We start from the raw sequence: 12,032 nt of genomic DNA, 5'->3' as shown, positions 1-12,032 counted from the left end.
AGCCATGCACGACCGGCACACCCGCCGCTTCGGTCTAGGGACCGCCATCTGTCTGGTGATGGGAAACATCATCGGCGGCGGCATCTTCCTCCTGCCGGCCTCGGTAGCCCCCTACGGCACCGTGAGCCTGGTCGCCTTCGGCGTCCTGACCGTCGGCGCCATCGCGCTGGCCCTGGTCTTCGGACGGCTGGCCGCCCGCCACCCGGACACCGGCGGCCCCTACGTCTACGCCCGCGAGGCGTTCGGCGACTTCGCCGGCTTCCTGTCGGCCTGGTCCTACTGGACCATGACGTGGGTCAGCAACGCGGCCCTCGCGGTCGCCGCGGTCGGCTACGTCCACGTGCTCTTCCCCGGGCACGACTCCAAGGGCATGGACCTGCTGGTGGCGCTGGTCGCGCTCTGGCTCCCGGCGCTGTCCAACCTCGCCGGCACCCGCTACGTCGGCGCGGTCCAGCTTGTCTCCACCGTCCTGAAGTTCGTCCCGCTGCTCTTCATCGCGATCGTCGGGCTGTTCTTCTTCGACCCGGACAACCTGGGCTCCTTCAACGAGGGCGGCGGCAGCGCGGTCGGCGGCATGTCGGCCGCGGCGGCCATCCTGCTCTACAGCTACGTGGGCGTGGAGTCCGCGGCGATGAGCGCGGGCGAAGTGCGCGACCCCGAGCGCAACGTGGGCCGCGCCACCGTCCTCGGCACGATCGGTGCCGCCGTCGTCTACCTCCTCGGCACGGTCTCGGTCTTCGGCACGGTCGCGCACGACAAGCTGGTGGACTCCAAGGCGCCGTTCTCCGACGCGGTCAACGCCATGTTCGGCGGCCAGTGGGGCGGCACGGTCATCGCGGTCGCGGCCGTCGTCTCCATCGTCGGCGCGCTCAACGGCTGGACGCTGATGAGCGCACAGTCGCCGTACGCCGCCGCCAAGGACGGCCTGTTCCCGGCCGCCTTCCTGAAGAAGCAGCGCGGTGTGCCGACCTTCGGCGTACTGGCCGCCTCGGTGCTGGCCACCGCCCTGACCGTGATCAACTACCTGATCGGCGCGGGCGGCGTCTTCGAGATCCTGGTCCTCATCACGACGTTCTCGGCGACCGTGCCCTACCTGCTCGCCGCGGGCGCCCAGATCTACTTCCTGCTGACCGGCGAGCGCGACAAGGTCCGCCCGGCCCGCTTCGTACGGGACCTGGTGCTCGCGCTGGTCGCCTTCGGCTTCACCTTCTGGCTGGTGGCCGGCGCCGGATACGCCGCGATCTACCAGGGCGTGCTGTTCCTGTTCGCCGGCATCCTCGTCTACGCCTGGATGGCGGCCCGCCGCACGGGCCGCCGCCGTCGCGCGGAGGAAGCGGCGGCCGGGGAGCCCGCAGCGGCCGAGGTACCCACGGCGGCCGGGCAGCCCGCAGCCGTCGCGCAGCCCGCGGCCGGCGGGCCGGAAGACCCTAGGCGGTGACACCGCCGTCCACCACCAGCTCCGCGCCCACGGTGAACGCCGCCGCGTCGGATGCCAGGTGGAGCACCGCCGCCGCGATCTCGGCGGTGGCGGCCGAACGGCCCGCGGGCACCTCGCGCCGCATCCGCTCGGCCTTCTGATCCGCGGTCTCGCCCGGCAGCGTCGACATGGGAGTGTCGACCTTGCCGGGCGAGACCGCGTTGATGCGGATGCCGTCCTCGATGTGGTCGAGCGCGGCGTTGCGGGTCAGGGCGCTCACGGCGGCCTTGGCGGCGACGTACGCGCTGATCCCGGGGCGGCGCAGGGAGGCGCCCAGGTTGGAGGCGATGTTGACGATCGCGCCGCCGCCGTGCGCCCGCATGTGGCCGATCTCGTGCTTCATCGACAGGAACGTGCCGGTGAGATTGGTGTCCAGGGCGCGCCGCCAGTCCTCCTCGGGGATGTCGGCGGTCGGTGCCGGGGGTACGAACACCCCGACGTTGTTGACGGCCACGTCCAGCCCGCCGAAGCGGCGGACGACCTCCGCGACCAGCGCGGCCACGTCCGCGCCCCGGGTCACGTCGGCGGTGACGGCCGCCGCCCGGCCGCCCGCGGCCGTCACCAGCGCGACCGTCTGCTCCAGCGGCCCTTCGGTACGGCCGGCGACCACGACGTTCGCGCCCTCCCCGGCGAACGCGAGGGCGACCGCCCGGCCGATGCCGGTGCCGCCGCCGGTGACGAGCACGGTCTTTCCGGTGAAGCGTGCGGTGCTGTCCATGGTGGTGAGCCCTTCTCTGGTCGCGTGCGGTGACGTCGCTATACAGAACGATCGGTCTAGAATCAGGGCGTGAGGCAGCAAGGCCGAAGGCCGCTCCGGCCCCGAAAGGCCCTGCCCCCGTCCCGCCCCTCAGTCCAGCAACGCCAACGCCTGCTCCGCCGCGTCCCGGAGCCGGCCCGGCTCCTGGCCGGACTTGCCCATCAGGCGCAGCCCCTGCATCAGGACGAGCAGCATCCGGGCCAGCGCCCGCGGGTCGCGGCCGGCGGGCAGCTCGCCCTGGGCCCGCGCCCGGGTCAGCGCCGAGGTCAGCGCCGTCTCCAGGACCGTCCAGCTCGCCTCGACCTGCCGGGCGGCGTGCCGGTCGTGGGCCGCCAGCTCGGCCGCCGTGTTCGTCACGAAGCAGCCGCGCCCCAGGTCGTCGCGGGCGGCCTCGTCCGCGAACCGGGTCACCAGTGCCCGTACGGCGGGCAGTGCGGGGCCCGGCTGGGACAGTTCCTCGATCAGTCCCGGGTCCGAGAGCCGGCTGTACCGCTCCAGGGCCTTGAGGTAGAGGTCGTGCTTGCTGCCGAAGGTCGCGTAGAGGCTGGCACGGGCGATGCCGAGATGGCTGACGAGGTCGGCCATCGACGTCGCCTCGTAGCCGCGCCGCCAGAACAGTTCGAGGGCTGCCTGGAGCGCGGCGTCCGGATCGAATTCCTTGGTCCGTGCCACGGGGAGGACCCTAGGCTTTTGAGACCGACCGGTCAATAATGAGGCGCGCGGGCGACGCGCCGTCAGCGGCTCAGTGCCTGCGTGACGGTCCGGTCCAGTTCGGCGCGTAGCTGTGTGCACTCCCGTACCGGATCGTCCTTCGGACAGGTCAGCAGGTGGGCGAGGCGCTGCCGCGCGGCCTGGAGATCCGCCATCCGGTCCTCGATGAGCTGGATCGCACCGGTCAGCACCGCCCGCCCCGGAGGCCGCCGCACCCCGTCCGGCCCGCGTTCGCCGAGCGCGGCGGCGGTGTCCGCGAGGCTCAGCATGCCGCCCTGGTGGAGATGCTGTATCAGCGCGAGCCGTCGCAGCTCGCGGCGGCCGTAGTGCCGTACGTTCCGCAGGCGCCCGGCGGGCGGCAGCAGCCCCAGCTCGTCGTAGTACCGCAGCGTGGCCACCGACAGGCCGAAGCAGCGGGCCACTTCGCTGATCGCATGCAGTTCGTCGTCCTCGTCGCGGGGCGGCACGGTCCCATCTTGCGCTCAAGCCGGCTTGAGCGTCCAGGCTGGGCGGGCCGGGCCCGGCGACGGACCGGGCCGGGGAACCGAGGACGGTGTGCTGTGCGCATACGCGACACGAAGACGGAAGCGGAGCCCGTGGCGGCGGGCCAGGGGGTGGTGGCGGGGGAGCGGCCGACGGCGGGGCGGCCGCTCCCCGCGACCGTTCCGGTGCTGGTGGCCGGTGCCGGACCGGTCGGACTGGCCACGGCGATGTTCCTGGCCCAACGGGGCGTGGCCGTCCTCGTGGTGGACAAGCGGAACCCGTTCACGGGCCCGCCGCGGGCACTGAGCAGCATCCGCACACTGGAACTGCTCCGGGCTGCGGGCCTCCAGAAGGCCGTCGAACGGACCGGCTGGTACGGCCCCGAGCCGTTCCAGGCCGTGTTCACGGACAGCGCGCTGGGCGGCGCGCGGCAGCACGTGGCGCCTCCCGAGCCGTACGTACGGTGGCTGCGGAACTGCAGTCCGGTCGACAGCCGGCTGGTGCTCAACCACCTCCAGGTGCAGCGGCTGGCGTCGGACGAGCTGCTGCGGCGCGGCGGCGACCTGCGGCTCGGGATCGCTGTGACCGGTCTCGAACAGGACGCGGACGCTGACTCATACGTGGAATCGGGCCCGGTTTCAGGCGGTGTACGGGTGCGGCTCGCCGACACCGCGACCGGCGAGGAGTACGGCATCACCGCGCGGTACGTGATCGGCGCCGACGGCGCGCACAGCACCGTACGGCGCCTCCTGGGCCTCACCGTGCCCGACCGGGAGGTGGTCGCCCGGCTGCACACCGCCTTCTACCGGGCCGACCTGCCGACCGGGGCGGCCGGACTGCGCGACACCGCGTGCTTCGTGCGGAACACGGACGTCTACGCGACGGTCTTCTGCGTGAACGGCCGCGACCAGTGGGTCTCCCACCTCATGGACTACCCGGGCCGGCCCGACGACACGGACGGCATCGCGCCGCTCCCCACGGACCGCGCCCTGGCCCTGCTGCGGTCCGCCGTCGGCGACCCCGGCCTGTCCGTCGAGCTGATGGCGGTGAACGCCTGGGAAGCGGCCGTGGGCGTGGCCTCGGCCTTCCGGCGCGGCCGGGTCTTCCTCGCGGGCGACTCCGCGCACGTGCAGAGTTCGGCCGGCGGGCTCGGGATGAACACCGGCGTCCAGGACGGCCACAACCTGGCCTGGAAACTCGCCGCCGTGCTGCGCGGACAGGCCGCCGAACGGCTGCTGGACACCTACGAGCCGGAACGCCGCGCCGCGGTACGGGCCTCCCTGGCGCTCTCCCGCACCATGCACCGCGGCTACCGTTCCCTCGGCGGCGGCGACCCGAACGCGCTGTACGAGCTGGCCGCAGGGGACTACATCCGGGCGATGATGCGCTACGCGTACCCCTCGGGCGCGGTGGTCCCGCCCGACACCGCGCCCGCCCCCGACCTCCTCGCCGACCACGTGCACCCGGGCCACCGTCTGCCGCACCGCCCCTTGAAGACCCCGGAGAACGGCCGCACCTCCACCCTCGACCTCGCCGGCGCCGACTGGGCCCTGTTCGCCGGGTCGCACGGCGCGCCCTGGCGGCCCGCCGCCACGGAGGCGGCCGCCGCCCTCGGTATCACCCTGAGCACGCACCGCGTCCCCGACGGCACCCTTCCCGGACTGGCGTCCGACGGAGCCGTACTCGTCCGCCCCGACCACTTCGTGGCCTGGCGCGCCGACCGCCTCGCCGCCGACCCGGGCACCGCCGTCAAGCGGACGCTGGCCGCACTGCTCGGCCCATTACCTGGCACGTAATCGACCCGCCCGCCGCGCCCCGGCATCTTTGAGTCACCGGTTCACGGGCCGGCGCACTCCGGCCCGCGAACCGGCCCTTCAGGGTCCGCGACGCATCGCGGACCCGCGACACGACGAGACACGAGGAGTCAGCCATGACGCAGACGGACACCCGCCAGGCGGGCACGGAGCGCTACGAGGACGCGGTCGAGCGGTACCTGGCGGCGTGGAACTCGGCCGGGCAGGACGCCGACGGCGCCGTCGAGGCCGTCGCCGTGGCCTTCACCGAGGACGCCACCTACACCGACCCGCTCGCCGACACCGTGGGGCACGACCAGCTCGCCGCCGTCATCGCCGGGGTCCACGCCCAGTTCCCCGGGTTCGTGTTCCGGCGGCTGGGGACGCCGGACGGGCATCACGACCTGGTCCGTTTCGGCTGGGAGCTGGTGGCGCCGGACGGTTCGGCGCCGGTCGCCGGGTCCGACGTCGCCACGCTCGCGGCGGACGGCCGGATCCGTACCGTCTCGGGCTTTCTGGACCGCGTGCCCGCCATGTGAGCCGGTGCGGGGCCGCCGCCCTACGGCAGCCACGTCCGCAGATGCTCGGCCGTCTCCGGGTCCGCCGGGAGGAAGGTCTCCAGGGCGAGTTCGGAGACGGTCACGTCCATCGGCGTGTTGAAGGTGGCGATGGTGGAGATGAAGGACAGCACCCGTCCGTCGTGTTCGACCACCATGGGCAGCGCGTACGGCGCGTGACCGCCGTCCGCGGCCGTCTCCCGCCCGCCCTCGGGCAGCGGGTAGGCGCTGACCTCCTCGTAGACCGCGCGGAGTGGCGCGGAACGCATCACCGCCAACTGCCGCTGCATCTGCGTCAGCAGGTGCTCCCGCCACTCCAGGAAGTTGCGGATGCGCGGGGCGAGCCCGTCGGGGTGCAGGGTGACGCGCATGGCGTTCAGCGGGGGTTCCAGCAGCTTCGCGTCGACGCCCGCCATCAGCGCCTGGATGCCGCGGTTCGCGGCGACGACGTGGTACGTGGCATCCACGACCAGGGCCGGGAACGGCTCGTAGCCCGTCAGCAGCCGCTCGACACCGGTCCGCAGCGCGTCCATCGACGGGTCGTCCAAGGGGGTCTCCGGGAAGCCGGGGGCGTAACCGGCCGCGATCAGCAGCGCGTTGCGTTCCCGTACGGGTACGTCGAGATGTTCGGCCAGCCGGAGCACCATCTCCTGGCTGGGCCGGGCGCGGCCGGTCTCGATGAAGCTGATGTGCCGGGCGGAGGAGTCGGCGCGCAGGGCCAGGTCGAGCTGGCTGACACGGCGCCGCAGCCGCCACTCGCGCAGCAGCGCGCCCACCCCCGTCGTGCCGGACGGCGTCTTCGAGGAGACCGCAGCAGTCGTCATGGCCGAACCGTAACCGATTCCGTACGTGTGTACGGGTGTATACCGGTGGGGCGCGTACGGGACCGCCCGCCGTGGCGCGGCACCGCCCGGGAGAAAATCGCCGAAAAAATCCGGCGGGCCTGTCGATCCGGCGGCCTCCCGTTCGACGCAGGGGTGAGAGGCGGGGAACGGCCCCGCCCGCACGACCGAGGAGTCACCGTGCCGCGCTTCCTGACGCTGATCCGTATCGACGAGAACAACGCCCCCGAGGGCGGCCCCAGCCCTGAACTCCAGGAGCGCATGGGCGAACTGCTGGCGGAGATGACCAAGGCCGGGGTCATGCTGGACAACGCCGGGCTCACCCCCACCTCCCAGGGCACCCGGGTCACCTGGTCCGGCGGGAAGCTCAGCTCCACCGACGGGCCCTTCACCGAGACCAAGGAGGTCGTCGGCGGCTATCTGCTCATCCAGGCCAAGGACAAGGCCGAGGCGCTGGAGTGGACCCACCGGTTCCTGCGCGTCCACGAGGAGCACTGGACCGTCACCACCGAGGTCCGCGAGATCGCCGAGAACTGCTGACCCGGCCGTGCTTGTCGCTCCCGCGCACGGCTGATCTGATGGGGCCGTGACGGGAGCGGGCACGGCCGACGCGGTCGAGACGGTGTTCAGGATCGAGTCCGCGCGGATCATCGCCGGTGTCACCCGCATCGTGCGGGACGTGGGCATCGCCGAGGAACTCGCGCAGGACGCGCTGGTCGCCGCGTTGGAACAGTGGCCGGAGTCAGGCGTTCCGGACCGGCCGGGCGCCTGGCTCATGGCCACCGCCAAGCACCGCGCCGTCGACCTCGTCCGCCGCAAGGAGACGTACGCGCGCAAGCTGGCCGAGGTCGGGCGCGCGCTGGAGGACGTGCCGCCGCCCGAACCGTCGGACGCGGAGGACATCGACGACGACCTGCTGCGGCTGGTCTTCACCGCCTGCCACCCCGTGCTGCCCGCCCCGGCCCGCATCGCGCTCACCCTGCGGCTGCTGGGCGGGCTGACCACACCGGAGATCGCCCGCGCCTTCCTCGTCGCGGAGCCCACGGTGGCGCAGCGGGTGGTGCGCGCCAAACGGACGCTCGCCGAGGCCCGGGTGCCCTTCGAAGTCCCGTACGGCACCGAGCGGTCGGCCCGGCTCTCCTCCGTCCTGGAAGTCATCTACCTCGTCTTCAACGAGGGGTACACCGCGACGGCCGGTGACGACCTGGTGCGCCCGGCCCTGTGCGAGGACGCGCTCCGCCTCGTCCGGGTCCTGGCGAACCTGATGCCGGACGAGCCCGAAGTGCACGGCCTGGCGGCGCTGCTGGAGTTCCAGGCGTCGCGCATCCCCGCCCGTACGGGGCCCGCCGGTGAGCCGGTGCTGCTCGCCGACCAGAACCGCGCGAAGTGGAACCGGATCCTGATCCGCCGCGGCGTCGACGCCCTGCACCGCGGCGGGCACGGCCCGTACTCGCTCCAGGCCGCGATCGCCGCGCACCACGCGCTGGCCCTCCGGTACGAGGACACGGACTGGGCCGCCATCGCCACCCTCTACGACCGGTTGCTGGCGCAGTCCCCGTCCCCGGTGGTCGAGTTGAACCGGGCCGTCGCCGTCTCGATGGCCGAAGGCCCGGCCGCTGCCCTGAAGCTGGTGGACGCCCTGGCCGTCGACCCCGCCCTGAAGGGCTACCACCTGCTGCCGAGCGTCCGCGGCGACCTGCTGGAACGCCTGGGGCGGGTGCCCGAGGCGCGCGAAGAGTTCGAGCGGGCGGCGGCCCTGGCCCGTAACGCGCGGGAGCGGGAACTCCTCCTGGCGAGGGCGGCGCGCTCCGGCTGACCCGTACGGTTCCGGCATCACCCCAGGTCGAAGACGTTCCGCAGCCCGAGCCGGTACCGCGTCTCGTCGTGTCTTCTGAGCGGCGCGAACTCCGGTGCGCGGTACAGCGGAATGACGGCGCACCGTTCGGCGGCGGAACCGGAAGCGTCCAGCAGCGCGTTCACGGCCTGCCGTGCGGACGCGTTGGCGCCCTCCATCGTCGCCAGGTCGATGTCGACGGCCACATAGTCCCCGGCGAGGAAGAGGTTGGGGATCGCCGTACGGGAGGCGGGCCGGTTCGGCCAGGAACCGGTGGGGTGGATGAGCAACTGCTCGTCGTTGGCGGGGTGCGGGGTGCCGAGCCCGGACACCGCCGGGTCCAGGAACCAGGAGTGCAGCGTCGCGTCACGCAGCACGGCCGCGCCGGTGTCGTTGAGACCCGCCTTCATCTGGGCCCAGACCTCCCGCGCGACCTCCTCGCGCGTGCACTGCTTGGCCGTCTTCCCGTACAGGATGCCCGGCTGGTCCCACTCCGAGATGTCCACCGACAGACAGTCGGCGGCCTGTCCGTCGCCGTAGTCGGCCGGGAAGTCACGGTTCTTCCAGTACTGCGCCTGGCCGACGGCGGTCAGTGACCAGGGCGAGTCGATGTGGTTGACGTGCCCGTGGATGATGGGCGTCGGCTCGGTCAGATAGAACTGGATGCCCGTCATCCAGTCGGTGGCCAGCTTGTCGCAGCGCGCCAGCTCCGGGTCGGCGGCCCGTACGGCGGCGTTCCAGGTGGCACGGGCGTGTTCGACCGGCATCGCCTGTACGAAGTGGTCGGCGACCACCGTCTGCCGTACGCCCTGCGGATCGGTGACGACCGCCTCCGCGATCCGGCCGCCCGCCAGTCTCAGGTCCCGTACCGCCCAGCCGACCTTGAACTCCACCCCGAGCGACCGCAGATACGCCACCCACGGGTCGATCCACGCCTCGTTGGTGGGCAGGTTGAGCACCCGGTCCGGCTGTCCGTCCGCGCCCCGCCCGAGAAGGTTGAAGACGAAGGCTTCGGCGCAGGTCGCGACGGTCCGGGTGGAGGCGATCTCCGCCTTGGTCGCGACGATGTTGCGGGTCAGGCCGACGGCCAGCAGGCGTTGGTAGTCGGCGGACATCGACGCGGCCCGCAGGAAACGCCACCACGGCGTGTGCTCCCACACGTCCAGCCGGCGCCGGTCGCAGCTCGTGAGGAAGACCAGCAGCCGGTTGGCGAAGTACGCGATCTCGTGGGCGGGCAGGCGGGTGGCGGTGTCCAGCAGGCCGGCCAGCATGCGCAGGAACGCGTCGGGCGTGAGGACCGGCGGGGGAGTGCCGACGGCGGAGAACGGGATACGGATGTCCTCCCGGCCGCGGGTACGGGCGAACAGCACCTCGGTGGAGGCCACCAGGTTGTCGTGACAGCCGTTGGCGTTGCCGGGGAACGGGATGCGGCGCAGGGTGTCCGGGAGGTTGTGGTAGATGCCCGGGATGAAGCGGAAGCCGTGCTCGCCGGGCAGCGGCTTGCGGCCGCCGCGCGCGCTGTCCGGCACGTCCATGCTGCGGGCCTTGCCGCCGAGGCCCTTGGGCTTGCGTTCGTACACGGTGACCTGGAAGCCGCGTTCGGCCAGCTCGTGTGCGGCGGTCAGCCCGGCCACCCCGCCGCCGAGGACGGCCACGGTCCGGCCGGCGGCACGGCGCCGGGCGGGCGCGGGCGCGGCGGCCGCCGTACCGCCGGTTCCGAGAGCGAGCGCGCCGCCCACCGCCGCCGCCCGGCCCAGGAACGTCCGCCGGGGCTGTCCGCCGCCGGTTCCGCGCGTGTGCTCCGTACGGCCTTCGGTGTCCACGACTGCTCCCTACTACCCGCGGTAACGGACGGCTCGTCAGGCGCAGGAGCATAAGAGCGGCCCCGTGACCCCGGAAGTCCACGGCGTGGCCGTCCGCACATTGGCGGGAAAGCGTCCTCGGCGTGCCACGCTGGAACTGCTGCAATCGACAGTGCGCGGACGGCCCGGTGGTACGGGCGGTACGCGCGGCCATGCGCTGTGACGGAGAGGCGGAGCGAGATGGACGCTCAGGTGGACCTGCTGACGGACAAGGAGATCGAGGACCGCCTCGCGGAGCTGCCCGGCTGGTCGGTGACGGACGGCAGCCTGACCCGCACCTACACCTTCGAGCGGCATCTGCCGGCGGCCGCGATGGTGATCCACGTCGCCCAGATCCAGGAGGAGCTGAACCACCACTCCGAACTGACCCTCGGCTACAACACGCTGACCGTCGCCGTGAACACCCACAGCGCCGGCCACGCCGTCACCGCCCTCGACTTCACCCTGGCCCACCGGATCGAGGAGATCGCCACCGGACACGGGGCGAGCTGAGCGGCGGGCGGCGCACCGGCCGGGAGAGCTGGGCGGGCGCGCTCAGCTCTTCCCTTCCGCGCCGCCGCCGGACTCGCCGGAGCCCGCGTCCTCCGACGCACCCGCGTCCGCGCTCTCCATCCGGGCCAGCTCGGCGTTGAACTGGGCGCCGCTCAGCAGGGACAGGTGGGAGAACCACAGCCAGATCAGGAAGACGACGGGCCCGGCGAGCGACCCGTACAGCCGGTTGAACGTGCCCACGTACGAGGCGTAGAACGTGAACCCCGCCGAGGACACCAGCCACATCAGCACCGCCACCACCCCGCCGGGCACCGCGCGCCACCCACGCGTCCGGGACGGGCCCGTACGGAAGAGGACCATCACCAGTACGACCGCCAGCAGCAACAGCAGCGGCCACTGCACCAGGTTCCACGTCTCCGCGCCCGCCTCGCCGAGCCCCAGCCCGCGCCCGGCCGCACTCGCTATCGGCCCGCTGATCAGCAGCACGACCGCGCTGCTGATCAGCAGCGCCAACAGCAGCAGCGCCGTCGCCAGAATGCGCGGCGCCTTGCGCCACGGCGGCCGGTCGTCCTTGACGCGGTACATGGCGTGCAGGGCCCGCCGGAACACCGCCAGGTAGCTGCACGACGACCACAGGGCGCTGACCAGCGCACCCCCGACCAGCATCCACACGGCGGTGCGCTGCTGCGCCATGGTGACCAGGGCCCGGCGGACGGTGCCGCCCGACCCGGCGGGGGCGAGGGCGCTGATGTGGTTGATCAGCTCCTCGGTGGACGCGGGGTTGGCCAGGCCGACGAGCGAGATGGTGACGATCACCGAGGGCAGCAGGGCCAGCACCGAGTAGTACGTCAGGCTGGCCGCCCAGTCGGACACGTCGTCGTTCCAGATCGAGACCGGGGTACGGCGGGCCGCGGTGCGGATCCGGGGCCAACTGGGCAGCGCGGCGCGGCGTGCGCGTGACCTGCCGGTGCCGGCCGTGAGCGCCGTCGGATGCAGTCCGCGGTCCGTACCGCCACCGCCCATGGGTGTCCGTCCTCTCCTCGTGCCGTGCGCGCCGTGCGCCCGGTCCGTCTGCCCGTTTGCGCAGCGTACAAGCGTGTGGAGCGCGCTCCGTCCGGTGGTGCGCCGTGATAGGCGTCTTCCCTGTGACCGGCTCGGGGCACGGATCGGAAACGCCGGTGACGCCCGTATAGCACCAAAGCGGGGCATTGTGCCCGGCTCAGG

The 12,032-nt window shown here is 72.7% G+C and carries 12 protein-coding genes; 6 read left to right on the top strand and 6 right to left on the bottom strand.

Annotation, left to right across the window (positions count from 1 at the left end):
- The first annotated feature begins 4 nt into the window (after positions 1–4).
- Positions 5–1,438 carry an amino acid permease gene (locus tag EJG53_RS06990; RefSeq protein WP_125049215.1) on the top strand — a complete coding sequence of 478 codons (1,434 nt, stop codon included), beginning with the start codon at positions 5–7 and terminating at the stop codon, positions 1,436–1,438.
- Here EJG53_RS06990 and EJG53_RS06985 read toward each other — a convergent pair.
- The 3 genes from EJG53_RS06985 to EJG53_RS06975 all read right to left on the bottom strand — a co-directional run bounded on the left by EJG53_RS06985 (position 1,428) and on the right by EJG53_RS06975 (position 3,412).
- Entirely contained in the window at positions 1,428–2,195 is a 768-nt protein-coding gene (locus tag EJG53_RS06985; protein ID WP_125044108.1) for an SDR family NAD(P)-dependent oxidoreductase, read from the bottom strand. The two genes, EJG53_RS06990 and EJG53_RS06985, sit on opposite strands and share 11 nt — an antisense overlap.
- A gap of 129 nt (positions 2,196–2,324) precedes the next feature.
- Entirely contained in the window at positions 2,325–2,906 is a 582-nt protein-coding gene (locus EJG53_RS06980) for a TetR/AcrR family transcriptional regulator (RefSeq protein ID WP_125044107.1), read from the bottom strand.
- Positions 2,907–2,968: 62 nt separating this feature from the next.
- Entirely contained in the window at positions 2,969–3,412 is a 444-nt protein-coding gene (locus tag EJG53_RS06975) for a helix-turn-helix domain-containing protein (protein WP_125044106.1), read from the bottom strand.
- 93 nt (positions 3,413–3,505) lie between these two features.
- On the opposite strand from EJG53_RS06975, the gene EJG53_RS06970 reads away from it, so the two are divergent.
- The gene (locus EJG53_RS06970) at positions 3,506–5,224 is read left to right on the top strand and encodes an FAD-dependent monooxygenase (protein WP_244955022.1); all 1,719 of its coding nucleotides are present in this window, start codon (positions 3,506–3,508) and stop codon (positions 5,222–5,224) included.
- A gap of 134 nt (positions 5,225–5,358) precedes the next feature.
- Positions 5,359–5,760 carry a nuclear transport factor 2 family protein gene (locus EJG53_RS06965; protein ID WP_125044105.1) on the top strand — a complete coding sequence of 134 codons (402 nt, stop codon included), beginning with the start codon at positions 5,359–5,361 and terminating at the stop codon, positions 5,758–5,760.
- Positions 5,761–5,780: 20 nt separating this feature from the next.
- Here EJG53_RS06965 and EJG53_RS06960 read toward each other — a convergent pair whose 3' ends face one another.
- Positions 5,781–6,602, bottom strand: a complete 822-nt coding sequence (locus tag EJG53_RS06960; protein WP_125044104.1) for a helix-turn-helix transcriptional regulator — start codon at positions 6,600–6,602, stop codon at positions 5,781–5,783.
- A 198-nt stretch (positions 6,603–6,800) separates the two neighbouring features.
- On the opposite strand from EJG53_RS06960, the gene EJG53_RS06955 reads away from it, so the two are divergent.
- Both EJG53_RS06955 and EJG53_RS06950 read left to right on the top strand, forming a co-directional pair.
- A complete protein-coding gene (locus EJG53_RS06955) occupies positions 6,801–7,160 on the top strand; it encodes a YciI family protein (RefSeq protein WP_031010932.1) in 360 nt (119 codons plus the stop codon).
- 46 nt (positions 7,161–7,206) lie between these two features.
- Positions 7,207–8,436: an RNA polymerase sigma factor gene (locus EJG53_RS06950; RefSeq protein ID WP_125044103.1), complete on the top strand. Its 1,230-nt coding sequence runs from the start codon at positions 7,207–7,209 to the stop codon at positions 8,434–8,436.
- A gap of 17 nt (positions 8,437–8,453) precedes the next feature.
- On the opposite strand, the gene EJG53_RS06945 is transcribed toward EJG53_RS06950, so the two are convergent.
- Positions 8,454–10,277, bottom strand: a complete 1,824-nt coding sequence (locus tag EJG53_RS06945) for a hydroxysqualene dehydroxylase (protein ID WP_125044102.1) — start codon at positions 10,275–10,277, stop codon at positions 8,454–8,456.
- 219 nt (positions 10,278–10,496) lie between these two features.
- Here EJG53_RS06945 and EJG53_RS06940 point away from each other — a divergent pair, with 219 nt between their 5' ends.
- Positions 10,497–10,808 (top strand): 4a-hydroxytetrahydrobiopterin dehydratase, encoded by a 312-nt coding sequence (locus tag EJG53_RS06940; RefSeq protein WP_125044101.1) that lies wholly within the window; start codon positions 10,497–10,499, stop codon positions 10,806–10,808.
- Between the two features lie 42 nt (positions 10,809–10,850).
- On the opposite strand, the gene EJG53_RS06935 is transcribed toward EJG53_RS06940, so the two are convergent.
- On the bottom strand, positions 10,851–11,831 hold the full coding sequence (locus EJG53_RS06935) for a YihY/virulence factor BrkB family protein (protein ID WP_125044100.1): 981 nt from the start codon (positions 11,829–11,831) through the stop codon (positions 10,851–10,853).
- Positions 11,832–12,032 lie beyond the last annotated feature (201 nt).

Source organism: Streptomyces chrestomyceticus JCM 4735 (assembly GCF_003865135.1).
Taxonomy (GTDB): Bacteria; Actinomycetota; Actinomycetes; order Streptomycetales; family Streptomycetaceae; genus Streptomyces; species Streptomyces chrestomyceticus.
This window is presented reverse-complemented; position numbering and strand designations above follow the sequence as displayed.